21 protein-coding genes and 1 pseudogene (1 of these 22 only partly in view) are annotated in these 24,298 nt (G+C 63.6%); 16 read left to right on the forward strand and 6 right to left on the reverse strand.

Annotation, left to right across the window (positions count from 1 at the left end):
* The first annotated feature begins 14 nt into the window (after positions 1-14).
* On the forward strand, positions 15-200 hold the full coding sequence (locus NKH95_RS26155; RefSeq protein ID WP_352441702.1) for a Flp family type IVb pilin: 186 nt from the start codon (positions 15-17) through the stop codon (positions 198-200).
* Between the two features lie 28 nt (positions 201-228).
* On the opposite strand, the gene NKH95_RS26160 is transcribed toward NKH95_RS26155, so the two are convergent.
* A complete protein-coding gene (locus NKH95_RS26160) occupies positions 229-1,104 on the reverse strand; it encodes a class I SAM-dependent methyltransferase (protein ID WP_352585065.1) in 876 nt (291 codons plus the stop codon).
* Positions 1,105-1,169: 65 nt separating this feature from the next.
* Here NKH95_RS26160 and NKH95_RS26165 point away from each other — a divergent pair, with 65 nt between their 5' ends.
* From NKH95_RS26165 to NKH95_RS26180, 4 genes are read left to right on the forward strand one after another with little or no spacing between them, the layout of a single operon-like run.
* On the forward strand, positions 1,170-1,970 hold the full coding sequence (locus NKH95_RS26165) for a ComF family protein (protein ID WP_023811155.1): 801 nt from the start codon (positions 1,170-1,172) through the stop codon (positions 1,968-1,970).
* A gap of 27 nt (positions 1,971-1,997) precedes the next feature.
* Complete coding sequence (gene grxC, locus NKH95_RS26170; RefSeq protein ID WP_023811156.1) at positions 1,998-2,267, forward strand: glutaredoxin 3; 270 nt, start codon at positions 1,998-2,000, stop codon at positions 2,265-2,267.
* 10 nt (positions 2,268-2,277) lie between these two features.
* The gene (locus NKH95_RS26175; protein ID WP_023811157.1) at positions 2,278-3,144 is read left to right on the forward strand and encodes a carbon-nitrogen hydrolase family protein; all 867 of its coding nucleotides are present in this window, start codon (positions 2,278-2,280) and stop codon (positions 3,142-3,144) included.
* A complete protein-coding gene (locus NKH95_RS26180) occupies positions 3,141-3,566 on the forward strand; it encodes a DUF1178 family protein (RefSeq protein ID WP_023811158.1) in 426 nt (141 codons plus the stop codon). The genes NKH95_RS26175 and NKH95_RS26180 overlap by 4 nt, the downstream gene beginning before the upstream one ends.
* Before the next feature lie 4 nt (positions 3,567-3,570).
* On the opposite strand, the gene NKH95_RS26185 is transcribed toward NKH95_RS26180, so the two are convergent.
* The gene (locus NKH95_RS26185; protein WP_023811159.1) at positions 3,571-4,056 is read right to left on the reverse strand and encodes a MarR family winged helix-turn-helix transcriptional regulator; all 486 of its coding nucleotides are present in this window, start codon (positions 4,054-4,056) and stop codon (positions 3,571-3,573) included.
* 99 nt (positions 4,057-4,155) lie between these two features.
* On the opposite strand from NKH95_RS26185, the gene NKH95_RS26190 reads away from it, so the two are divergent.
* Positions 4,156-5,082 carry a DMT family transporter gene (locus NKH95_RS26190; RefSeq protein ID WP_023811160.1) on the forward strand — a complete coding sequence of 309 codons (927 nt, stop codon included), beginning with the start codon at positions 4,156-4,158 and terminating at the stop codon, positions 5,080-5,082.
* On the opposite strand, the pseudogene NKH95_RS26195 reads toward NKH95_RS26190, so the two are convergent.
* Both NKH95_RS26195 and ubiG read right to left on the reverse strand, forming a co-directional pair.
* Positions 5,079-5,419 (reverse strand): annotated as a pseudogene (locus NKH95_RS26195) (MmcQ/YjbR family DNA-binding protein). The gene NKH95_RS26190 and the pseudogene NKH95_RS26195 sit on opposite strands and share 4 nt — an antisense overlap.
* Positions 5,420-5,445: 26 nt before the next feature.
* On the reverse strand, positions 5,446-6,195 hold the full coding sequence (ubiG, locus tag NKH95_RS26200; protein WP_023811162.1) for a bifunctional 2-polyprenyl-6-hydroxyphenol methylase/3-demethylubiquinol 3-O-methyltransferase UbiG: 750 nt from the start codon (positions 6,193-6,195) through the stop codon (positions 5,446-5,448).
* 279 nt (positions 6,196-6,474) lie between these two features.
* Between ubiG and NKH95_RS26205 the strand changes: the two genes are divergently transcribed.
* A complete protein-coding gene (locus NKH95_RS26205; protein WP_348629846.1) occupies positions 6,475-7,047 on the forward strand; it encodes a putative glycolipid-binding domain-containing protein in 573 nt (190 codons plus the stop codon).
* 11 nt (positions 7,048-7,058) lie between these two features.
* Here NKH95_RS26205 and NKH95_RS26210 read toward each other — a convergent pair whose 3' ends face one another.
* Positions 7,059-8,915: a CHASE3 domain-containing protein gene (locus tag NKH95_RS26210; protein ID WP_352809816.1), complete on the reverse strand. Its 1,857-nt coding sequence runs from the start codon at positions 8,913-8,915 to the stop codon at positions 7,059-7,061.
* 256 nt (positions 8,916-9,171) lie between these two features.
* On the opposite strand from NKH95_RS26210, the gene NKH95_RS26215 reads away from it, so the two are divergent.
* The 9 genes from NKH95_RS26215 to NKH95_RS26255 all read left to right on the forward strand — a co-directional run bounded on the left by NKH95_RS26215 (position 9,172) and on the right by NKH95_RS26255 (position 22,702).
* Positions 9,172-10,425 carry an aspartate kinase gene (locus tag NKH95_RS26215; RefSeq protein WP_023811164.1) on the forward strand — a complete coding sequence of 418 codons (1,254 nt, stop codon included), beginning with the start codon at positions 9,172-9,174 and terminating at the stop codon, positions 10,423-10,425.
* An 83-nt stretch (positions 10,426-10,508) separates the two neighbouring features.
* Complete coding sequence (gene ptsP / locus NKH95_RS26220) at positions 10,509-12,779, forward strand: phosphoenolpyruvate--protein phosphotransferase (RefSeq protein ID WP_013529460.1); 2,271 nt, start codon at positions 10,509-10,511, stop codon at positions 12,777-12,779.
* A gap of 10 nt (positions 12,780-12,789) precedes the next feature.
* Positions 12,790-13,869: a peptide chain release factor 1 gene (prfA, locus tag NKH95_RS26225; RefSeq protein ID WP_352613274.1), complete on the forward strand. Its 1,080-nt coding sequence runs from the start codon at positions 12,790-12,792 to the stop codon at positions 13,867-13,869.
* Positions 13,862-14,734, forward strand: a complete 873-nt coding sequence (gene prmC, locus NKH95_RS26230; RefSeq protein ID WP_352798646.1) for a peptide chain release factor N(5)-glutamine methyltransferase — start codon at positions 13,862-13,864, stop codon at positions 14,732-14,734. The genes prfA and prmC overlap by 8 nt, the downstream gene beginning before the upstream one ends.
* A 303-nt stretch (positions 14,735-15,037) precedes the next feature.
* Positions 15,038-15,961 (forward strand): DUF4167 domain-containing protein, encoded by a 924-nt coding sequence (locus NKH95_RS26235; protein WP_352798644.1) that lies wholly within the window; start codon positions 15,038-15,040, stop codon positions 15,959-15,961.
* 219 nt (positions 15,962-16,180) lie between these two features.
* Complete coding sequence (clpB, locus tag NKH95_RS26240) at positions 16,181-18,787, forward strand: ATP-dependent chaperone ClpB (protein ID WP_352798642.1); 2,607 nt, start codon at positions 16,181-16,183, stop codon at positions 18,785-18,787.
* 114 nt (positions 18,788-18,901) lie between these two features.
* Positions 18,902-19,267, forward strand: a complete 366-nt coding sequence (locus NKH95_RS26245) for an MmcQ/YjbR family DNA-binding protein (protein ID WP_128304548.1) — start codon at positions 18,902-18,904, stop codon at positions 19,265-19,267.
* A 148-nt stretch (positions 19,268-19,415) separates the two neighbouring features.
* The gene (locus NKH95_RS26250) at positions 19,416-20,921 is read left to right on the forward strand and encodes a L,D-transpeptidase family protein (protein WP_128304574.1); all 1,506 of its coding nucleotides are present in this window, start codon (positions 19,416-19,418) and stop codon (positions 20,919-20,921) included.
* Between the two features lie 221 nt (positions 20,922-21,142).
* Entirely contained in the window at positions 21,143-22,702 is a 1,560-nt protein-coding gene (locus NKH95_RS26255) for an MFS transporter (protein ID WP_352774856.1), read from the forward strand.
* Between the two features lie 6 nt (positions 22,703-22,708).
* Here NKH95_RS26255 and NKH95_RS26260 read toward each other — a convergent pair whose 3' ends face one another.
* On the reverse strand, positions 22,709-24,298 hold the 3' portion of the coding sequence (locus NKH95_RS26260; RefSeq protein WP_164892966.1) for a M23 family metallopeptidase. It continues 378 nt past the right edge of the window; 1,590 of the gene's 1,968 nt are visible here — the last part of the coding sequence; the start codon falls outside the window, past its right edge; its stop codon occupies positions 22,709-22,711.

Here is a 24,298-nt window from a genome sequence, read left to right on the forward strand (position 1 = left end):
GAGGGGTTGAGGCCATGAAAGCAGTCCTGCTGGGTTTTTTGAACGACGAGACCGGCGCCACGGCCGTCGAATATGGCGTGATCATCGCCGTGCTGTCGCTGGCCATCATCGGCGGTATCGGTGAGGTCCGTGACGGGATCGTCTGGCTGTTCAGCGACAACAACAGCAAGCTTGCGAACGCTTTCGCACCCACTCCCTGATCCAACTTTTCCGCGCCTGCGGGCAGGATCATTGCCCGTCGGGCGCCTCCAGGATTGTTTTCAGCGAGACCTTGGCCGACCCTGGCTTCAGCGGTTTTTGCTGCGATGCGTCGGGCGCCCAGCCGGACATCCAGACAATCGAGAAACTTGCCCTGACACGGCCATCGGGGTCGGAAAACCGCTCGGCGTAGATTTCCGCCGCGCGGGCAAACAGCTTGCGCGAGCCCGGCCGCCGGCTGCGATCGGTGAGCGCATTGGTTTCGCCCATGGCCCGCAGATCCGCCATCAGGTTGAACAGGCTGGCATAGCGCACGGTCACCGTCTCGACGTCGGCGACCGGCAGAGCGAGACCGGCGCGCTGCAGCAGCGCACCGGCATCGCGCACGTCGGTGAACGGGGCGACACGCGGGCTGGCGCCGCCGTAAAGCTCGGTCTCGGCCGAAAGCAGGCTTTCGCGCAATTCGAAAAGCGTACCGGCGCCGGCAAAGGCGCCGAGGAAAAGCCCATCCGGCCGCAACGCACGGCGGATCTGGATCAGCATGCCGGGGATGTCGTTCATGGCCTGCAGCGACAGAAGCGACACCGCCAGATCGAGGCTTTCGGGTTCGAACGGCACGGTTTCGAGCGGTGCGATCAAGCCGGCGCCGCCACCGCTCAGGAAGGCCGTGTCCGCCTCGACGCGGACAATGTCGGCGACCTTGCTGCTTTCGGCGAGCGTTTCGGCCGCCGCCGGCGTCTGGCAAAACAGCACAGCCGCCTTGCCGAACCTGCGCTCGACGGCGCCCAGCCGGTCGGCAAGGTCCTCGGCCGTGCGGCGCATGAGAAAGTCCGCACCGTCGACCGGATGGGCAAGCGCGCGCCGCTTGTGCGCCAGCCACAGAGAGGTATCCATTATCGGCTGCAACGGGCAGATCCTTTGTTTGTCCACGCTCCGAGATCGTTGATATAGTGGCGTGCAGGAGCAACCACCTGGCCGATCCGATGCCCAAGATCAAGTCCATCGGAATAACGAACCTGGCCCGGTCGGTTGTCGGCTGGCCGGCGCGGATGCTGTTTCCGCCGGTCTGCGCCGGTTGCCGCCGGCATGTCTCGCAGCCAGGCGTGCTGTGCGGCGCCTGCTGGCCGAAGCTCAGGCTGCTGGAGCGGCCATGGTGCCCGGTCATGGGCACGCCGTTCACCCACCATATGGGCGAAGGCTTTCTGTCGGCCGAGGCGATTGCCGATCCGCCGCCTTTCGAGCGGGCGCGGGCGGCGGTCGCCTATTCCGGCGTTGCCCGACAGATGGTGCAGGGGCTGAAATACCAGGATCGCACCGATCTGGCACCATGGATGGCGCGCTGGATGGTTCGCGCCGGTGCCGATCTCATCGCCGACGCGGATGTGGTGGTGCCGGTGCCGCTGCACTGGCGGCGCTTTTTCAGGCGGCGCTTCAACCAATCTGCGGAACTGGCGAGGGCCGTCTCGACGCTCAGTGAATTGCCCTTCGCCCCCTCGGCGGTGCGGCGCGTGAAACTCACCCGCCAGCAGGTCGGGCTGGAGCGCGGGGAACGCGAGGAAAATGTGCGGGCCGCCTTTCGGGTACCCGCCGAGGCGGAAATCGAGATCGCCGGCCGCAGGGTGCTTTTGATCGACGATGTCTACACCACCGGCGCCACGGTGCGCTCTGCCACCAAGGCGCTGAAAAGGGGAGGTGCGGCCGCCGTCGACGTGCTGACCTTTGCCCGTGTGTTGCCGGGGGACTTCCGGGCGGACGAGTCCGCGACTATATAAGTCGGCAACGAACAGCGGAAATTCGTCATGGTCGATGTCACGATCTACACCCGCATGATGTGCGGCTATTGCACGGCAGCCAAGCGGCTGCTCGAGCGCAAGGGCATAGCCTTTACCGAGCACGATGCCTCCTTCTCGCCGGAACTGCGCCAGGAGATGATCTCCCGGGCGCATGGCCGCTCGACCTTTCCGCAGATTTTTATCGGCGATACGCATGTCGGTGGCTGTGACGATCTCCACGAGCTGGAGGCCGAAGGCCGGCTCGACAAACTGCTCGCTGACGGCGCGACGAATTAAGGGAATGACGATGGGTGTTTTCAAAGCCGCTGCGATCCAGATGCGTTCAGGCGAGAGCCCCGAGCGCAACGCCGTCGATCTCGAACGGCTGGTGCGTGAAGCAGCTGGCCAAGGTGCCGCCTACATCCAGACGCCGGAAATGACCGGCGCGCTGATCCGCGACAAGGAAGCTCGCGCCGCCTCCTTCACCTCCGAGGACAAGGATATCGTCGTTTCGACCGCGCGCAAGCTGGCCAAGGAACTCGGCGTCTTCCTGCATATCGGCTCGACAGCCATTTTACGCGCCGACGGCAAGCTCGCCAACCGGGCGCTGCTGTTCGGGCCGGACGGCGCCACGCTCGCGACATACGACAAGATCCACATGTTCGACGTCGATCTCGACAATGGCGAGAGCTGGCGCGAATCCGCCGCCTATGAGCCGGGCACCGAGGCCGTCGTCACCGAGATCGAGGGTGCAAAGCTCGGCTTCGCCGTTTGCTACGATCTGCGCTTTCCGCAACTCTTCCGCGCCGAGGCACTGGCCGGCGCCGACCTGCTTTCCGTACCTGCCGCCTTCACCCGGCAGACGGGTGAGGCGCACTGGCATGTGCTGCTCAGGGCCCGCGCCATCGAGAATGGCGCCTATGTCGTCGCCGCCGCGCAGGGCGGCTTGCATGAGGATGGCCGCGAGACCTACGGTCATTCGCTGATCGTCGATCCGTGGGGCCGTATCATCGCGGAAGCCGCGCATGACGAGCCGGCGGTGATCATCGCCGAGATCGACCCGGCGCAGTCGCTTGCCGCGCGCAAGAAGATCCCCAATCTCAGGAATGCGCGGGATTTCGCCGTCAATGCTGGCTTGGGCGAGGCGCCGCGGCTCAGGGGTGCAGCCTCTTGATCCGTTTTGCCCTGATCTGTGAGCACGAGCACGAATTCGAAGGCTGGTTCCGCAGCAACGACGATTTCGACACCCAGAAGAAGCGCGGCTTTGTCGATTGCCCCACCTGCGGTTCGCACAAGGTGCAGAAAGCGCTGATGGCGCCGGCTGTCTCCACGGCGCGCAAGCAGGAAACCATAGCGCTCGCCATGGGCGAGGCGCAGAAGCAGGCTCTGGCGCAGCTGAAGGCGATGGCCGAGAAGGTGCGCGAGAATGCCGACTATGTCGGCGACAAGTTCGCCGAGGAAGCGCGAAAGATCCATTTCGGCGAGAGCGACCCGCGCGGCATCTATGGCGAGGCGACGCTGGACGAGGCCAAGAGCCTGGCCGAGGATGGCGTCGAGTTCATGCCTATCCCGGTATTCCCGGACGATCGCAACTGACCGGCTAGCTGACGCTACCGATCAATTTCTCAAGCAGCCGAGAGAGCGTTTCGCGTTCCGCCTGCGTCAAGCCCGAGAGAACCGCGTGCTCGTTGGCCACGTGGGCGGTAACGGCCTCGTCGACCAGCGCCAAGCCCTTTTCGGTCAGCCTCACGACAATGCCGCGTCTATCGTTGGGATGAGGCCCACGCAGGATCAATCCGGACGTTTCGAGCCGGTCGAGCCGGTTGGTCATGGCGCCCGATGTGACCATCGTCGCTTCATAGAGAGCGGTCGGCGTCAGCGCATAGGGTGAGCCAGCGCGGCGCAGCGTCGCCAGCACGTCGAACTCGCCCGACTGCAATCCATAGCGGGCAAACAACGGCGCCAGGCGCTCGCGGGCGATCAGCGAGGAGGCCTCGTTCAGCCGTCCGAGCACGGCCATCGGCGAGACATCCAGATCGGGCCGCTCCCGCTTCCATTGCTCGATCGCTCTTGCTGCCCTGTCCAACTGTCTCACCATTATTTATCTTGACGTTAAGAATCTTGCCATTATCTTATCGTAACATGCAATGCCGGCCAAGAGCCGCCGCGCTACAGGATTCGGTCAATGAAACTTCTCTGGGATTCGGCGCTCGGCCTGCTGGTCGTCACCGGCGGCCTGCTCGGCCTGACGCTGCCCTTCGGCAAGCTCGCCACGGCTGCCGGCGTGCCGGCCATGGTCTGGGCCTTCGTCATCTCGCTCGGCGCCGGCGGGGTCTTGCTGTGCGTGCTCTTGGCTCGCGGCAAGCGGGTCCGGCTCACCGCGCACAAACTGCGCTATTTCTTCGTCACCGCCGCGGTGTCCTATGCTGTCCCCAACCTCCTGATGTTCTCGGCCATCCCGCATCTGGGCGCCGGCTACACCGGCATCATGTTCACCCTGTCGCCTGTCATCACACTGGTGTTCTCGATCCTGTTGCGTGTCCGGCGCCCCAACATGCTGGGCATTGTCGGCATCGCCGTCGGCTTCGTCGGCGCCGTCATGGTGGCGGTGACGCGCGGCGAGGCCGGCCAGCCGGCCGATTTGTTCTGGGTGGCGATGGGGTTGCTCATTCCGGTCAGCCTTGCCGTCGGCAACATCTACCGCACGGTCGACTGGCCGGACGGCACCGGCCCGATCGAGCTTGCCGTCGGCAGCCATCTGGCGTCAGCGGCGATGCTGCTTGCCGGCATTCTTCTCCTGTTCGGCGGCGAGGCTTTCGTGCCACTCGGCGGCGTGCCGCTGGTGGTGGTCGCGCAGGTCGCGTCGGCGTCGGCGATGTTTGCCTTCTTCTTCAGGCTGCAGGCGGTTGGCGGTCCGGTCTATCTCAGCCAGATCGGTTATGTGGCGGCCGCCGTCGGCCTGTTTGCCGGAACCATCTTCCTCGGCGAGCACTATCAGTTGCTGACCTGGGCAGGCGCGCTCATCATCACTGCCGGCGTGTTCATCACCACCAGGGCACAAAGCCAGAAGGGTCGAGTTCCTGCAGCCGGAGCCGCCTTGCCGATCCGTTAGGCCTGGCTCGCGTCAAAGATTTTCCTGAGAGCCGGCGGGGCAACATTTCGCCATGACATCCGTATTGCGCTGCGAAATGTCTTTCATCGCATGCGTCAAGAATGATCGACGTCCAGCCCTTTCGTCCCCATCCACCAGGCACTGGCTTGAAAACCAGCGGTTCGGCTGCAGTCGTCATCTCTTGCTGGCCGATGTCGAGCTTTATGACGGCGCGATCGTTTTCGGGCAGCGACATGAAGATGCGATTGCGTACCCGGAAGTCGGCCTTGCCGAAATGCGATTTCTCGGCCGCTTCGGGAAGCTCAAGCGCCAATTGTCGGGCTCTCACACTGTCCACGGTCCGACAAATCTCCAGATCAGCCTTCAGACCGAGCCTTTTTCCGCCAGGACCATGTAGTTGACGTCCATGTCCTTCGACCGCGCCCAGCGGTCGGCCAGCGGGTTGTAGGTGACGCCGGTGCGGTCGATGATGGTCAGGCCGGCGCCGCCAAGCGCCTTTTCGAGCTCTTCCGGGCGCACCAGCTTGCCGAACTGGTGGGTGCCGCGCGGCAGCCAGCGCAGCACATATTCGGCCCCGATGATGGCTAAGCCCAGCGCCTTCAGCGTGCGGTTGATGGTGGCCACGAACATGATGCCGCCGGGCCGCACCATCTCGCCGCATTTGGCGACGAACAGGTCGATGTCGGCGACATGCTCGACCACTTCCATGTTGAGGATGACGTCGAATTTCTCGCCGGCGTCGGCAAGGTCCTCGGCCGTCGTGGCGCGATAGTCGACGCTGACATTGCCCTCGGCGGCGTGCAGCTTGGCCACTTCGATGTTGGTTTCGGAGGCATCTGCGCCCACAACCTCGGCGCCAAGCCGCGCCATCGGCTCGCACAGAAGTCCGCCGCCGCAGCCGATGTCGAGGATGCGCAGGCCCTCGAAAGGCCTTGCAGCGCGCGGGTCACGGCCGAAGCGCGTCGCTATCTGGTCGCGGATATAGGCCAGCCGGACCGGATTGAATTTGTGCAGGGGACGGAATTTGCCGTTCGGGTTCCACCATTCGGCGGCAAGGGCGGAAAAGCGTTCCACTTCTCCGGCATCGATCGTCGATCGTCGGGGCTCTGGCATCGGTTGGTCTCCTCGACACTACAGCGCCGCGCGTCCTCTTGGACGCGCAAAGGACGCTGTAGCACTTTAAATTCTGCGTATGATCCTTTCCGAAATCGACTTCGATTTCGGGGTCATGCGCTAGGAAGTCGGGCGTGAGGCCGCGAATGTCAAGGCAGCATTTTCCTCGGCCTGCCAGGCAACAGGCTCTGTCAGGGCATGTCACCTGTCACGCGCCTGCATCGAAACACAATTGATCCGCCGGGCGAAAAGGAGACAGGATTTGAATTGGAGGAAACCATGATGAAACAGGAAACGGCTTCGATCCTTTGGCACCGCCTCGACGTGGAGGGTCACGACGCCTGCCTGTTGTCACAGACCAATGTCGGGCACAGTCTCGAGGGACAGGCCATCTTCATCCAGGACGGCAAGCCGTGCTGCCTTGGCTATGAGGTGATCTGCGATGTCGGCTGGCGCACGCGTTCAGCGCGGATCGACGGCTTTCTCGGCACCCGCAAGCTGCATTATGCGATCGAACGCGATTCGGACGGCCAGTGGACGCTGAATGGCGAAGTCCAGCAGGGCGTCGACGGCCTTGTCGATGTCGATCTTGGCTTCACACCGGCATCGAACCTGCTGGCGATCCGCCGGTATGACCTCGGCATCGGCGAGGCGACGCCTGCTCCGGCCGCCTACCTGACTTTCCCTGAACTGAGCCTGGTGCGCCTCGATCAGACCTATCGGCGTCTCGACACGGTTCGCTACGCCTATGCCGCGCCGGTGTTCGGCTATGACGAGACCCTCAACATCTCGCCGCACGGCTTCGTTGTCGACTATCCTGGCCTGTGGAGAAGCGCGGCTGCGTCAGACTGAAGCGATTGTAATCAATCCGCTGCGCCCTGCGTCGTGCCGAGCACGTCACGCAGTTTCGCCGCCAGTTGCTCGATGGTGAAGGGCTTGGCGAGGAAATGCACGTCGTGGTCGAGCACGCCGTTGTGGACCACCGCGTTCCTGGTGAAGCCGGTGGTGAAGATCACCTTCAGCTGCGGCATGCGGGCAACGGCCTCTTCCGCCAGCTTGCGGCCGTTCATGACGGGCATGACGATGTCGGTGAACAGAAGGCCGACGTTCGGGCGCTCCGCCAGTTTCTGCAACGCTTCCTCGCCGCTCGCGGCATGAATGACGGTGTATCCGAGTTCGCGTATGGCCTCGGTGGTGGAGACCCTCACGCGGGCATCATCCTCGACGACAAGGATCGTTTCGGTGACCGGTGCGGCGGGGTTGTCGCCTCGCCCGGTGGGCACGGCCGGCTCATCGGCGCCGAAATACCGCGGCAAGTAGATCTTGATCGTCGTGCCTTCGCCGGGTTCGGAATAGATATTGACGTGGCCGCCCGACTGTTTGACGAAGCCGAACACCTGGCTCAATCCCAGGCCGGTGCCCTTATTGACCGGCTTGGTGGTGAAGAAGGGTTCGAAGGCCTTGGCGATGACATCGGGGGTCATGCCCGAACCGGTATCGCTGACGGCGATCATCACATACTGGCCGGCCGCGACTTCGGCATGGGCGGCGGCGTAGCTGTCGTCGAGATGGCTGTTGGCGGTCTCGATGGTCAGCTTGCCATCATCGCCCATGGCGTCGCGGGCGTTGACGGCCAGGTTGAGAACGGCGTTCTCGATCTGGCTCGGGTCGGCATGGGTTTTCCACAAGCCTCCCGCCAGCACCGTTTCGATGCGGATGGTTTCGCCGAGTGCCCGCCGGATCAGGTCGGACATCCCGGTCAGCAGGCGGTTGGCGTCGACGATCTGCGGCGCCAGGGGCTGCTGACGCGAGAAGGCGAGCAGCCGGGCCGTCAGATTGGCGGCACGGGTCGCGGCATCGATCGCCGCGTCGATGAATTGTGCGATGTCGTGCTCGCCGCGCGCCAGCTTGCGCTGGGCGAGGTTCATGGCGCTGATAATCACCGCCAGCATGTTGTTGAAGTCGTGGGCGATGCCGCCAGTAAGCTGGCCGACCGCCTCCATCTTGTGCATCTGGCGGATCTGGGATTCGGCCTTTTCACGTGTCTCGATCTCCTTGCCGAGCGCCACGTTCTTGCGCACCAACTCATCCTGGGCAACGGCAACCTCATGGAAGCGGCGGCGCGATTCCCTGATCGCGTAGCCGGCAAGCAGGAAGATCGCCAGCAGCGCCGCCAGCGAGCCGATGCGTAGCCAGGCCTCGACTTGGTCGATATGCTCGTCGCGCGCGGCGACGGCTGCGGCGCTGATGCGTCGGACCGTATCCATGCTGGTCCGGATTTCGTCCATGACTGCCTTGCCCTGGCCGCTGCGAATCAGATCCAGCGCTTTCGTCGCATTGCCCTGGTCGTACAGGGCAATCGTCTCGGCCAGTTCAGCCTGCTTTTGCGAAAGCGCGTCCTTGATATGGTTGATCGGCTGGACGAGCTGTTCATCGGGGGCGGTCAAGCTGTCGATGCGGGCAAGTTGCCCCGGAATGGCGCCGACAGCGTTCCGATAGGGTTCGAGATAGGATTTCTCGCCAGTCAGCAGGTAGCCATGCTGACCGTTCTCGGCTTCCTGTGCCAGAGAAAGCAGACCCGAAAGCAATTGCTGATATTCGATTGCCTCGCGCGCGGCGGCGCGGTTGGCCCGCTGTTCCTCGACCAGCATGGCACGGCTGCCGACAATCAGCGCCAGCACGGCGAAGCCGGCGACAAGCGGGAGCGATTGCCATCGCATGGCACGTCGAAGACGAGCAATCATCATCTGTTATGCCGAACCAAAAGAATTCCCCGCAGGCTGCATTTCGTAGGCGGCGGCGGGGCGGAAGGCAATATGCCGGCTTCTGGAGCCGCAATCGGCCGCCAGCCTTGCGAAACCTTCATCATTTGGCTAAGGAGGCCGCGCATTCAGCGGCCGGCGTCAGCCGGCCTTCCGCTTTTCGGGATTCCGGGTTTTGGCCGGGTCCGGCTTCAGGCAAAGGCATTTCGCTCCCATGGCGCGCATCGTGATGAAATTCGGCGGAACCTCGGTCGCCGACATCGCCCGCATCCGCAACGTGGCGCGTCACGTCAAACGCGAGGTCGACGCCGGCCATGAGGTGGCGGTGGTCGTTTCGGCGATGGCCGGGAAAACCAATGAACTGGTCGGCTGGACGCGTGAGGCCTCGCCGATGCACGACGCACGCGAATATGATGCGGTCGTCGCTTCCGGCGAGCAGGTCACGGCCGGCCTTCTGGCCATCACCTTGCAGAATATGGGCGTGCATGCCCGCTCCTGGCAGGGCTGGCAGATCCCGATCAAGACCGACAATGCGCATGGCGCGGCGCGCATCCTCGACATCGACGGCGCGTTCCTGATCAAGCGCTTCGGCGAGGGCCAGGTGGCGGTGATCGCCGGGTTCCAGGGCATCGGCCCGGACAATCGCATCGCCACGCTCGGCCGCGGCGGCTCCGACACCAGTGCTGTCGCCATCGCCGCGGCGGTCAAGGCCGACCGCTGCGACATCTACACCGACGTCGACGGGGTTTACACCACCGATCCGCGCATCGAGCCCAAGGCGCGGCGGCTGGCCAAGATATCGTTCGAGGAAATGCTTGAAATGGCTTCGCTCGGCGCCAAGGTTCTGCAGGTGCGTTCGGTCGAGCTTGCCATGGTGCACAGGGTGCGTACCTTCGTGCGGTCGTCCTTCGACGATCCCGACGCGCCCGGAATGGGGGATTTGCTCAATCCGCCCGGAACGCTCATTTGCGACGAGGAAGAGATCGTGGAACAGCAGGTCGTCACCGGAATTGCCTACGCCAAGGACGAGGCGCAGATTTCGCTGCGCCGGGTCGGCGACCGGCCGGGCGTTGCCGCCGGCATCTTCGGGCCGCTGGCCGAGGCCAACATCAATGTCGACATGATCGTCCAGAACATTTCCGAGGACGGCAAGTTCACCGACATGACCTTCACCGTGCCGTCGGGCGATGTCGACAAGGCGCTGGCCGTGCTTGAACGGCTGAAAGCCGAGATCGGCTACGACGTCGTGCAGTCGGAGGCCGGCATGTCGAAGGTTTCGGTCATCGGCATCGGCATGAGGAGCCATGCCGGCGTCGCCGCCACCGCTTTCAAGGCGCTGGCCGACAAATCGATCAACATCCGCGCCATCACGACCTCCGAGATCAAGATTTCGATCCTGATCGACGGTCCGTATACGGAACTTGCGGTTCGTACTTTGCATTCCGTCTACGGTCTGGATAAGCAGTAGCGAGAACGATTTGAGTTGTTGCGTGTGCGCCGGTCGCGGTGGAAACTGCGGCGGGCAGAATGCCCATTGGAGAACAAGCCGCGATGCGTGATCAGGCCAGTGGCCCGCGCGTTTTGCTCAAACGGCTCCGCGAGCTCATGCAGGAGCCGCTGGAGCCGCAGGAGCGGCTTGACCGGATTGTGCGCGACATCGCCTCCAACATGGTCGCGGAAGTCTGCTCGCTCTATGTGCTGCGCGCCGATTCAGTGCTCGAACTCTATGCCACCGAAGGTCTGAACCCGAACGCCGTCCATTTGGCGCAGTTGCGGCTGGGCCAAGGCCTGGTCGGCACGATCGCCGCCAGCGCGCGGCCGCTCAACCTGTCCAATGCGCAGGAACACCCTGCCTTCGCCTATCTGCCGGAGACGGGGGAAGAGATCTACAACTCGTTCCTCGGCGTGCCGGTGCTGCGGGCAGGGCGCACGCTGGGCGTGCTGGTGGTGCAAAACAAGACCATGCGCCACTACCGCGACGACGAAGTCGAGGCGCTGGAAACCACGGCGATGGTGATCGCCGAGATGATCGCCACCGGCGATCTGGCGCGGCTGACCCGGCCCGGCCTCGAACTCGATCTGCGCCGTCCTGTCAGCTTCACCGGCCTGTCCTTCAATGAGGGCGTCGGGCTTGGCCATGTGGTGCTGCACGAGCCGCGCATCGTCGTCACCAATCTGTTCAACGAAGACAGCGAGGAAGAGGTCCGCCGGCTCGAGACCTCACTCAGCTCGCTCAGGCTGTCCATCGACGACATGCTGGAACGCCGCGACGTCGCCTTCGAAGGCGAGCATCGCCAGGTGCTGGAAGCCTATCGCATGTTCGCCAACGATCGCGGCTGGGTGCGGCGGCTGGAAGAGGCCATCCGCAACGGCCTGACGGCCGAAGCGGCGGTGGAAAAGGTGCAGAGCGACATGCGCGCCCGCATGCTGCACATGACCGATCCCTATCTGCGCGAGCGGATGAGCGATTTCGACGACCTCGCCAACCGCCTGCTGCGCCAGCTGATGGGGCGCGGGCCGGAAGATGTCGCCGCATCGCTGCCGAAGGATGCCATCATCGTTGCCCGTTCGATGGGGGCCGCCGAGCTGCTCGATTATCCCCGCGACAAGATGCGCGGGCTGGTGCTCGAGGATGGTGCCGCGACCAGTCACGTCGTCATCGTCGCGCGTGCCATGGGCATCCCCGTCGCCGGCCAAATGAAGGGCGCCGTTTCCATGGCGGAAAACGGCGATGCCATCATCGTCGACGGCGAAGAGGGCGTGATCCATTTGCGGCCGCAGCCAGATCTCGAGGCCGCCTACGCCGAAAAGGTGCGTTTCAGGGCGCGCCGGCAAGAGGTCTACCGCGAGCTGCGCAAGAAGCCGTCGACGACCAGAGATGGTGTCCAGGTCGATTTGCTGATGAATGCCGGTCTTGCCGTCGACCTGCCGCAGCTTGCCGAAGCGGGTGCGGCCGGCATCGGCCTGTTCCGCACCGAACTTCAGTTCATGGTCGCCTCGACATTTCCCCGGGCCGAAGCCCAGGAAAAGCTCTACCGCGACGTGCTCGAGGCGGCGCGCGGCAAGCCGGTCACCTTCCGCACCATCGATATTGGCGGCGACAAGGTGCTGCCCTATTTCAAGGGCGCGATCCAGGAAGAGAACCCGGCGCTTGGCTGGCGGGCGATCCGCCTGACGCTCGACCGGCCAGGGTTGTTGCGCACCCAGATCCGCGCTTTGCTCAAGGCCAGCGGCGGCCGCGAATTGAAGCTGATGCTGCCGATGGTGACCGAGCTGGGCGAGATCGCCCAGGCACGCGAGATCATCGACCGCGAGGTGCGGCATTTGTCGCGCTTTGCCCATCATTTGCCGACCAGCCTGAAGCTGGGGGCGATGTTGGAAGTGCCGTCGCTATTGTTCCAGCTTGATGAATTGATGAAGGCGGTCGATTTCGTCTCGGTCGGTTCGAACGACCTGTTCCAGTTCGTCATGGCCGTTGACCGCGGCAACACGCAACTGGCCAACCGCTTCGACACGCTGTCGGCGCCGTTCCTGCGCGTGCTCAAGCAGATCGCCGATGCCGGCGTCCGCAACCATACGCCGGTGACGCTGTGCGGCGAACTCGCAGGCAAGCCGATCTCGGCGATGGCGCTGATCGGTCTCGGCTTCCGTTCGATCTCGATGTCGCCGGCCTCGATCGGTCCGGTCAAGGCGATGCTGACGGAACTGCCGCTGGACGAGTTGAAGGCGTTTTTCGACGACAATCTGATGGCTCCGGCACAGGGCTTGCCGATGCGGGCGCTGCTGCAGGCCTTTGCCGACGACCGTTCGATCCCGTTATAGCAGCTTCATCATGGTCAATTTGCCCCGCGATCGTATGGATCAAGTCGTCAAGCGTTTCGAGATGCTCGAAGCGCAGATGTCGGCCGGCCCGGCGCCGGATGCCTATGTGCGGATGGCGTCTGAATATGCGGAAATCCAGGACATGGTGGCCAAGGTCAGGGCGCTGCGCCTAGCCGAGCATGAGCAGGCCGACCTCGAAGCCATGCTTGCCGACAAGGGCACCGATGCCGAGATGCGGGCGCTCGCCGAGGCCGAGCTGCCGGAGGTCGAGGACCGTATCGAGGCGCTGCAGAAGGACATCCAGATCCTGCTGTTGCCCAAGGATGCCGCCGACGACAAGAACGCCATTCTCGAAATCCGCGCCGGCACCGGCGGTGACGAGGCCGCGCTATTCGCCGGTGACCTGTTTCGCATGTATGAGCGCTACGCCGCCGAACGCGGCTGGCGTTTCGAGACGGCCTCGGCCAGCGATGGTGACGCCGGCGGCTACAAGGAAATCATCGCCACCGTGTCCGGCAAGGGCGTCTTTGCGCACCTGAAGTTCGAATCCGGCGTGCACCGCGTGCAGCGCGTGCCGGCAACCGAGGCGAGCGGGCGCATCCACACCTCGGCGGCAACCGTCGCGGTGCTGCCAGAAGCCGAAGAGGTCGACATCGACATCAGGGCCGAAGACATCCGCATCGACACGATGCGCGCCTCGGGTTCGGGCGGCCAGCACGTCAACACCACCGATTCGGCCGTCCGCATCACCCATCTGCCGACCGGCATCATGGTCGTGCAGGCGGAGAAATCGCAGCATCAGAACCGCGCCAAGGCCATGCAGATCCTGCGGGCCCGGCTCTATGATCTGGAGCGCGGCAAGGCTGACGAGGAGCGTTCCGAATCGCGCAAGTCGCAGGTCGGTTCCGGTGACCGCTCGGAACGCATCCGCACCTATAATTTCCCGCAAGGCCGCGTCACCGACCACCGCATCAATTTGACGCTGTACAAGCTCGACCGGGTAATGATGGGCGAACTCGATGAGATCATCAACGCGCTGATCGCCGATCACCAGTCGAAATTGCTCGCCGACATCGGCATCGATGACTGACCTGCCCGATGCACTCGGGCCGCTGCTGCGGGAAGCGCGGGCTCGGCTCGGCGCTACCGTCGACGACCCGGCGCTCGATGCGCGGCTGATCGTCGAGCATTTTTCGGGCACGACGCGCACGCAAGCCATTGCGGACCCCGAACGCAGGCTCGGCGCCGGCGTTGTTGCCGAAATCGATGCCGCCTTGAGACGTCGCGCTAGCGGCGAACCGGTGCATCGCATCCTCGGCTATCGTGAATTCTACGGTTTGCGCCTGTCGCTGTCGCCGGAAACGCTGGAGCCGCGGCCGGATACCGAAACGCTGGTCGAGGCGATATTGCCCTTCGTCAAGGCAGTTGCGGCGCGGGAAGGCGGGTGCCGCATCCTCGATCTTGGCACCGGCACCGGCGCCATTGCGCTGGCGCTGCTCAGTGTCGTGCCGACGGCTAACGCCACGGGCGTCGACCTGTCCGCGGGTGCGCTGGTGACGGCGGCGCGCAATGCCGGGCAACTGGGTCTTGCAGGCCGGTTCACGACGCTGCAGTCGGACTGGTTCGAAAAAGTTTCCGGCCGGTACCATGTAATTGTCGCAAACCCTCCCTATATAACCACGGAAGACATTGGAAATCTGCAGGACGAAGTCCGCAATTTCGACCCGCGCCTGGCCCTGGATGGCGGCGCGGACGGTCTGAACCCCTACAGAACCATCGCTGCGGAAGCGGCAAGGTTTTTGGAAACTGAAGGCAGGATTGCGGTCGAGATCGGCCAAACGCAACGAAACGAGGTCTGCGAGATATTCGCTGCAGCCGGCTATGGGCCGGGCGGTGCTTTTCGTGACCTCGGTGGAAACGACAGGGTTGTTGTCTTTGAAAGGATAAAGCCTTGACGCAGTGCAAAAAAGCGCTTGGCAATGCCGGGGAATGCGGCTAGGGTCGCCTTAACCGGATGAGACGAAGCAGGCAGTGCTCTTAGCGATTCGGTTTTCCTTGGAAATAGCTGCCTTCTTGCGCAAACGATGCCCAAGCTTCGTGCGGGAATCGTCCGGCAAGTGATGTAACCGGAACAGGATGGCACGTGGCGCCAACGCAATCGATGCGGGCGAACGCCGGTGAAGAGACGAAACGGCTGGCTGCATGAGCGCCTCCGTTCGTGAAGAGTTTTTCGAAAATTTCAAAATGAAGAGAGTTTGATGAGGCCACAACAGCAGAACAGGCGCATGCGCGGTCGCAACAATAGTGGCGGCGGCGGTGGTAACAATAACAACAACAATAACAACAACAACCGCAAGGGGCCTAATCCCCTGACGCGCAACTACGAGAGCAATGGCCCGGATGTGAAGATCCGCGGTTCGGCTCAGCAGATCGCCGAAAAATACGCCACCCTTGCCCGCGATTCTCACAGCTCCGGCGACCGGGTCATGGCGGAGAACTATCTCCAGCACGCCGAGCACTACAATCGCATCATCGCGGCCGCACAGGCGCAGATGCCGATCCAGAACGCGCAGCAGAATCGCGATGATTTCGACGATGACGGCGACGAGGATCGCGACGATTTCGACAATGGCGGCAACAACAACAGCAACACTGTTTCCGACGTCCAGGTCCCGGTGATCAACCATGGCGCCGGCCCGCAGCCGGTCATCGAAGGGACGCCTGCCGAGGTTGCGCTCAACCGGGAAGGTGGCCGCGAGGCCCGCGATAACAATGGCGGGCGTAACAATGGTGGCCGCGACAACAATGGCGGGCGCCATCGCGATCGTCGCCCCAATGGCGGTTATGGCCAGAACGGCCAGCGCGACTTTGGTTCACCCGTGGAACAAGGTGGTCAGCCCCAGGGCAACGAGACCCCGGTTCAGGGCGAAGCCGTTTCGCCGACCGAATCTGTAGCGCCGGCCGAACCGGCTCCGTCGTTCGAGAATCTTTCCCCGGCAGGTCTTGCCGCCCAGGCCGAACTCAACGAGGCGGCCGCCGAAAGCGGGGCTGCCCGTCGTCCGCGTCGTCCGCGCCGCCCGCGCGTCAACGCCGATCAGGTTGATGGCGGTGGCGAAAGTGCCGAGGCGGCCCCGGTCGAAAGCGGCAATGCCCAGCCGGTCAATGTCGATATCGACAACTGATCAAACGGCACCTCAAGACATGGAACGGCGGGGAGAAATCTCCGCCGTTTTCGTTTGGGCGGCCGTGCAATATTATGAAGTTGCCGATATCGAGACGTCTTGAGGGTTCGGAACTTGTGCACCATATCAGCCTCAACTGGGCCCGGCTCGAATGGGCGGGTCCGTCACCGCAATCGGATCCGGTGCCGCAAAGCGGGCCGGTGATGGAAGGAGACAGATATGAACCTCGAGAAATACTCAGAGCGCGTGCGCGGCTTTATCCAGTCCGCGCAGACTATGGCGCTTTCCCGCAACCATCAGCAATTCACTCCTGAACATATCCTGAAAGTGCTCGTCGACGACGATGAGGGCCTGGCCGCGTCGCTGATCGAACGCGCCGGCGGCAACGTCCGCGACGTCAAGCTTGGCGTCGAGGCGGCGCTCGAAGCGATGCCCAAGGTCGAGGGCGGCAATGGCCAGCTCTATCTGGCGCAGCCGCTGGCAAAAGTGTTTTCGACCGCCGAGGAACTGGCCAAGAAAGCCGGCGACAGCTTTGTCACGGTGGAGCGGCTCTTGCAGGCGCTCGCCATGGAGAAATCGGCCAAGACCGCCGACATACTGGCCAAGGCCGGCGTCACCGCGCAGGCGCTCAATCAGGTCATCAACGATGTCCGCAAGGGCCGCACCGCCGATTCGGCGAGTGCCGAACAGGGCTACGACGCGCTGAAGAAATACGCGCGCGACCTGACCGCGGATGCCCGTGCCGGCAAGCTGGACCCCGTGATCGGCCGTGACGACGAGATCCGCCGCACCATCCAGGTGCTGTCGCGCCGCACCAAGAACAATCCCGTGCTGATCGGCGAACCCGGCGTCGGCAAGACGGCGATCGCCGAGGGCCTGGCGCTGCGCATCGTCAATGGCGACGTACCGGAATCGCTGAAGGACAAGCAGCTGATGGCGCTCGACATGGGCGCGCTGATTGCCGGCGCCAAATATCGCGGCGAGTTCGAGGAGCGGCTGAAGGCAGTGCTCTCCGAAGTCACCTCGGCCAACGGCAACATCATCCTGTTCATCGACGAGATGCACACGCTGGTCGGCGCCGGCAAGGCGGATGGCGCCATGGATGCGTCGAACCTGTTGAAGCCGGCTTTGGCGCGGGGCGAGTTGCACTGCGTCGGCGCCACTACGCTCGATGAGTATCGCAAGCATGTCGAGAAGGATGCAGCGCTTGCCCGCCGCTTCCAGCCGGTGTTCGTCGACGAGCCGACAGTGGAAGACACCGTCTCGATCCTGCGCGGCCTGAAGGAGAAGTACGAGCAGCACCATAAGGTGCGTATTTCGGATTCGGCGCTGGTGGCGGCGGCGACGCTGTCCAACCGCTACATCGCCGACCGCTTCCTGCCGGACAAGGCGATCGACCTGGTCGACGAAGCCGCATCGCGGCTGCGCATGCAGGTCGATTCCAAGCCCGAGGCGCTGGACGAGATCGATCGCCGCATCATGCAGCTCAAGATCGAACGCGAGGCGCTGAAGGTCGAGACGGACGGCGCCTCGAAGGATCGGCTTGCCCGCCTGGAAAAGGAACTCGTCGGCCTTGAGGAGGAATCGACCGAGATCACCGCCAAATGGCAGGCGGAGAAGCAGAAGCTCGGGCTGGCCGCCGATCTGAAGAAGCAGCTCGACGAGGCGCGCAACGACCTTGCCATTGCCCAGCGCAAGGGTGAATTCCAGCGCGCCGGCGAGCTTGCCTATGGCAAGATCCCGGAGCTGGAAAAGAAGCTGAAGGAGGCCGAGGCCCAGGACGGCAAGGTCGGCATGGTCGAAGAGGTGGTCACCCCCGACCACGTCGCCCATATCGTCTCGCGCTGGACCGGCATTCCGGTCGACAAGATGCTGCAGGGCGAGCGCGACAAGCTGCTGCGCATGGAGGACGAGATCGGCAAGCGCGTCGTCGGCCAGGGCGAGGCGGTGCAAGCTGTCTCGAAGGCTGTGCGGCGCGCCCGCGCGGGCTTGCAGGATCCGAACCGGCCGATCGGCTCGTTCATGTTCCTCGGGCCGACGGGTGTCGGCAAGACCGAGTTGACCAAGGCGCTGGCGAGCTTCCTGTTCGACGACGACAGCGCGATGGTGCGCATCGACATGTCGGAGTTCATGGAAAAGCACTCGGTCGCCCGGCTGATCGGCGCACCTCCCGGCTATGTCGGCTATGAGGAAGGCGGCGCGCTGACCGAAGCGGTGCGGCGCCGGCCTTATCAGGTCGTGCTGTTCGACGAGATCGAGAAGGCGCATCCCGATGTGTTCAACGTGCTGTTGCAGGTGCTCGACGATGGCCGCCTGACCGATGGCCAGGGCCGCACGGTCGACTTCCGCAACACGCTGATCATCATGACGTCGAACCTCGGCGCCGAATCTCTCGTCAATCTCGGCGAGGATCAGGACGTCGATCTGGTTCGCGACGAGGTGATGGGTGTCGTCAGGGCGTCGTTCCGGCCGGAGTTCCTCAACCGCGTCGACGAGGTGATCCTGTTCCACCGGCTGCGCCGGCAGGATATGGGCCGCATCGTCGAGATCCAGCTCAAGCGGCTGGAGAGCCTGCTTGTCGATCGCAAGATCACACTTTCGCTGGACCAGGAGGCGATCAATTGGCTGGCGGCCAAGGGCTACGACCCTGCCTATGGCGCGCGACCGCTGAAGCGAGTGATGCAGAAGGAATTGCAGGACCCGCTGGCGGAGAAGATCCTGCTCGGCGACATCCTCGACGGCTCGACCGTCAAGGTGACAGCCGGTTCCGACCGGCTGAACTTCCGCTCGAAACCGACGATTGTGGCGGCGGAAGTGGCAGCCTGATCCAAGCCGCGCGTCCATCCCGGACGCGCGGCTTTTGAGGTCTTTGTCATATGCATGTCGTTCTCCCAAAATCGGGGCCACTTTTGGGCGACATGCGCAAAAAAGCGGGCGCGGATGACACTGGACGATTACAACAGCTTCTGCGCCTCGCTGCCCGCGACGAGCCATGTCGTCCAGTGGGGCGGCGCCCATGTCTGGAAAATCGGGGCCAAGGTCTTCGCGATCGGCGGCTGGGACCAGGGCCAGCAGCTCTTCGTCACCTTCAAATGCTCCGATATCGCCTATGACGTGCTCAAGGAGCAGCCGGGCCTGCGGCCCGCGCCCTATCTTGCCTCGCGCGGCATGACATGGATCCAGCGTCGGACAAGCCAGAGCATGGATGATGCCGCGCTGAAGGACTATTTGCGCGAGAGCCATCGCCTTGTAGCCCTGAAACTGACCAGGCAGGCGCGCAAGGAATTAGGACTTGCCGCAAGCTAGTCTATATTCCTCGAGGCGCCGGAAAACCGCCATCTTCATGCCCGGTTCATGTTGGAACCATATGGTGGGTAACTGGTTTGCTGGCGAGGGGCTTCGCCAGAGAACAATGCCGGGCGGCGGCAATTACGGACCGGAGAGTTTCGCCACTATGCTGCGTACGATCTTCACCCTTTCGGTACTTGCCGGCGGGCTTTTGTCTGCCAATGCAATCGCTGCCCCAACGCAGGACAGCGCACCACCGATTGTCCGTGCCGCCGATACCGGGGGCATCCTTATCGCCCAGGACGGCAATCTCGACATCTACTACGACGCTAGAGGCAACCGCGTCATCGTCGATGCCGATACCGGCAAGGTCATCGCCATCCAGCCGCCGCAGACCCGGCTCGACCGTCGTGCCCTGCGCCGTGAGACACGACTGCGCGAATTGGGCCGCGCCCCCGACGGCGACGACCGCTACTATCTCGACGATCCGGAAGACATGGCGCGGTTCCGCCGCCAGCAGTTGGAAGAGGAAGGCCGCGTTATCCCGCCGCCGGCGGACGAGTACGATCCCTATGGGGACAATTCCGTCGAAGCCTATCCTCCCCCACCGCAGGACGATGGCAGCTACGACGACAATTATCCCGACGCGCCGCAGCCGGCGAAGCCGGGCACCATCAAGCGCCAGCCGCTGAACGAGGCCTCGATAGACCCTGCCCAGCCGGCGATACCCGCCGATCAGGCGGCTCTGCCACCAAAGGCTGGCGACAAGACCACTGTTGCCCCGGCACTTTCGCTGGGAGCGCGCCAGGATGTCGCCGCCCTTCAGGTGCTGCTCGACCGGGGTGGCGCTTCGCCTGGCGTCATCGACGGGCGTTTCGGTTCGAATGTCGACAAGGCGCTCGCTGCCTACAACCAGATCACCGGCGCCAATCTGCGATCGACCGACGCGGTCGCCATCCAGGCGGCACTTGCGCAATCCGGCGGCGATGCCTTCGCCAACTACACGATCACAGCGGAGGATGCGGCCGGTCCCTATGTCGCGTCGATCCCGGAAGACTACAGCCAGAAGGCGCAACTCGACCGCATGGGTTACACGTCGGTGACCGAGGCGCTCGCGGAGCGCTTCCACATGGACGAGAATTATCTCAAAGCGCTCAACCCGGACGTCGATTTCAATCGTCCCGGCACGACCATCAAGGTCGCCAATTTCGGAAAACTGGTTTCGACGCCGGTGGCCCGCATCGTCGCGGACAAGGACAAGAAAGAGGTTTTCGCCTATGATGCCGGCGGCAGACTGGTCGCGGCCTATCCCGCAACCATCGGCTCATCGGACACGCCGTCACCGTCCGGCATACACACGGTGTCGCGCGTCGCGCTCGATCCGAACTACACCTACAACCCCAGCATCAATTTCAAGCAGGGCCAAAACGACAAGGTCCTGACCATTCCGCCGGGCCCGAACGGTCCCGTCGGCTCGGTCTGGATCGCCCTGGACAAGCCGACCTATGGCATCCACGGCACGCCGGATCCGTCGAAGATAGGCAAGACCGAAAGCCATGGCTGCGTACGCCTGACCAACTGGGATGCGCGGGAGTTGGCCAAGCTGGTTTCGCCGGGTGTCACGGTGGAGTTTGTGGGCGGACCTTCAGCCGATAGCCTTGCGCAGCAGTGAGCTGTGAAGTGCGGCGGCATAGACCAGCTGCACGATCGGGATGAAACCGAGCTTTCAAGTGGTCGCCTTATCGAAATCCCCGCCGGCTGCACGTAACGGGGCTGGCATGACTGTGCCATTTGCACCCTGACATGGTGCAACCCTGGCCAAACGGCTGTTTTCAGCGACTGCAAGCCACTGGCCGGTTGTTGCTGGTGCGCTAGGGGTTTAAGCAAGGTTTCATGCATTCACCGAGTAAAGCTGCCGCCGTCCCGCTGACCAGCCCGGTCATGAATGGGACGTTCTGTCCGCAGTCGCAGCGGCGATTTGTGCTGATCGCGGCAATCCTGGCCTCGGCGCTTGGCTTCATAGACGGCTCGATCCTGGCCATCGCCACGCCGGCGATCCGCGTCAACCTTGGCGCCAGCCTTGCCGAGGCGCAGTGGATTTCCAATGCCTATGCGTTGACGCTCTCGGCGCTGATCCTGGCCGGGGGTGCCGCTGGCGACCGATTCGGCCTACGCCGCGCCTTCGTGGCCGGCATTGCGCTGTTCATCGTCGCTTCGCTTGCCTGTGCGCTGGCGCCGAATGCCATTGTGCTGATCGCATTTCGTGCCGTCCAGGGCATTGGCGCAGCGATCATGGTGCCCGGCAGCCTCGCCATCATCGCCAAGGCCTACCCGAAGAAAGAACGCGGCCGCGCTATCGGCATCTGGGCGGCGGCTTCGGCGCTGACCACGGCACTTGGCCCGGTGCTCGGCGGCTTCGTGCTGTCGGCCTTCGGCGACGGCATCTGGCGGGCGATCTTCGCCATCAACCTGCCGCTCGGGCTTATTTCGATCTGGCTGCTGCTGGCCAAGGTTCCAGCCGATACGCCGACGGAGAAACGCAGCCTGGATCTCGGCGGTGCAGCGCTCGCGACATTGGCCTTCGGCGCGCTTGCCTATGGGCTGACCTCGATGAGCGCGAGCGGCGAGGGCCTCATGGCAGGGCCGAGCATTGCCGCAGGCGTCGTATTGCTGGCTGCCTTCATCGTCTTCGAGCTTCGGCAGCGTGAGCCGATGATCGACCTCAGCCTGTTTCGTGTCGGTGCTTTCGCCGGTGCCAATGTGGCGACGTTCTTCCTCTATTTCGCGCTATCGGCCAACCTTTTCTATCTGCCGATGCTGCTGATCGCCGGCTGGGGACTGAGCACGGCCGAGGTCGGCTTCATCTTCCTGCCCTTGTCAGCAGCGATCGCGCTTTTGTCGGGACCTGTCGGCAAGCTGTCGGACCGGATCGGACCGCGTTTTCCGATCGCCTGCGGCAGCCTGGTCGTGGCTTTTGCGTTTGCCGGGCTGGCCTTGCTCACCTACGCCGGTATCCATAATTTCTGGACCGGAACATTCCCGCTGATGGGGCTGATGGGGCTCGGCATGGCTCTGGTCGTATCGCCTTTGTCGACCGCGATCATGACGGCGGTGGAAAACAAGGACACGGGGGCGGCCTCCGGCATCAACAATGCCGTCTCACGCATCGGCGGTTTGATCGCGGTGGCGGCGATGGGCTCGCTTGCCGCATGGGTTTACGCGAATGCGCTGGACGCGAGCGCAACGCCGGGCATCCCAGGATTTGGTGAACCGGCGCCAGCCGGGCTTGCGCCGGCCATCGATGCGGCGAGGCTCGCCGCCAGCGACGCCGCTTTTGCCGCGGTCTCTTCGGTGACCGCGCTGCTTTGCCTGTTTGCGGCTGTCATCGCCTGGACGACCATTCCCGGTGAGCGATTGCCATGGCCGCGACAGGCCGAAGATCAGCAAGGCTGAAGCGGGTCAACCGTCGATCTTGGCGCTCGCAACCTTCAGCGAATCGCTGTCTTCCTGCTTCAGCAGTTCGTCGATGCGCTCGCGCTCGCGCTTGAAGGCAACGAGGTCATCGCCCTTCAGCACCTTGCCGACCGGCAGGCGGACACGCATCGGATCAACCTTGGTGCCGTTGACGATCAGTTCGTAGTGAAGATGCGGGCCGGTGGCGAGGCCGGTCTGGCCGAGGAAGCCGATGGTCTGGCCCTGGCGGACGTGCACGCCCGGTTCGATGCCTTTGGCAAAAGCGCTCTGGTGATTGTATGATGTCTCATAGCCATTGGCATGGCGGATGATGATCTGCTTGCCGTAACCGCCGGCCCAGCCGACCTTCTCGACCGTGCCGTTGCCGGCGGCGATGATCGGCGTGCCGATCGGCGCGGACCAGTCGACGCCGGTGTGCATGCGGACATAGCCGAGGATGGGATGCCTGCGGGCGCCGAAACCGGAGCGGAATTTCCCGGCGGGCAGGGGATTGCGCAACAGGAACTGCTCGGCGCTCGAGCCGTCCTCATCGAAATAGTCGGTGCCGCCGTCCTGCATCTGGAAGCGGTAGAAGTTGCGGGTCTGGCCGCCGAACGTCGCCGAGACGTAAAGAAGCTCGGAGCTGTCCGAGGTCTGGTCGTCACCGTCGGGCTGCGAGAACAGGACTTCGATGCGGTCGGCGGGGCTGAGGCGGGATTGGAAGTCGACGTCGGACGCCAGCAACTTGATCAACCGCTGCGTCATCACCTTGGACATGCCGTAGGAATAGGCGGCGCGGTAGATGCCGTCATAGACGTTGGGCAGGTTGCCGCGCACCACCACGGGCGCCGACGAATCATCGAAGGCCGTCAGCAATTCGGGGTTCGGATCCGGTTCCTGCGCCGGCACATACTGGCCGCGATCGTTGAGCGCGATGGTGACGATGTGCTGGGTCCGGTCATAGACGCTGGTGCGCACGACCTTGGCGGCATCGCCGTGAACCTCAAGACCGACACGCAGCACGGTTCCAGCTTTGAGCGCCGTTGCGTTGAGCAACTTGGCGATAGCTTCGGCCATTCCGGTGGCATCTTCACCCGTGTAGCCCGAATTAGCAAAAGCCTCGGTGACGTCGAGATCCTTGGTGAAGGGGATGATTTCCTCGGCGAAAGCCGGCGCCTGGTCGTCAACAGTGGCGCGGGGCGCCACCGAGACATTTTCCGGCACGATCTTGACGTCGTAGGAGCCCGCCATGCTCTCGGCAAAAGCTTCGCCGAATCGCTGCGGGTCGACATAGTGAAGTGAAGCGACCTGCACGGCGCCGTCGCTGAGGTCGGTGCCGGCTTCGCGCACCACTTTTTCCACCTCGTCGGCGGAGAGGTCACTCTTTTCGTCGAAGGAAGCCGTTTCGATCGGAAAATCGATGGTCTTCAGGCTCATCTCGCTTTCGACCTTGGCGCCGTAGATCTGGCCGGAAGCGGCAGAGGCCGTCGCCGGCTGGGCATTGTCGTCGCTGTCGTCGCCGAACACCTGCATCGGGTCGAAGGGTGGGTAGGCGCGGCTGGTGGTGTGGCCGGCGGCAAGGGCCATCTTGATCTG

It is taken from the genome of Mesorhizobium sp. M0848 (assembly GCF_040319805.1).
Classification (GTDB): domain Bacteria; phylum Pseudomonadota; class Alphaproteobacteria; order Rhizobiales; family Rhizobiaceae; genus Mesorhizobium.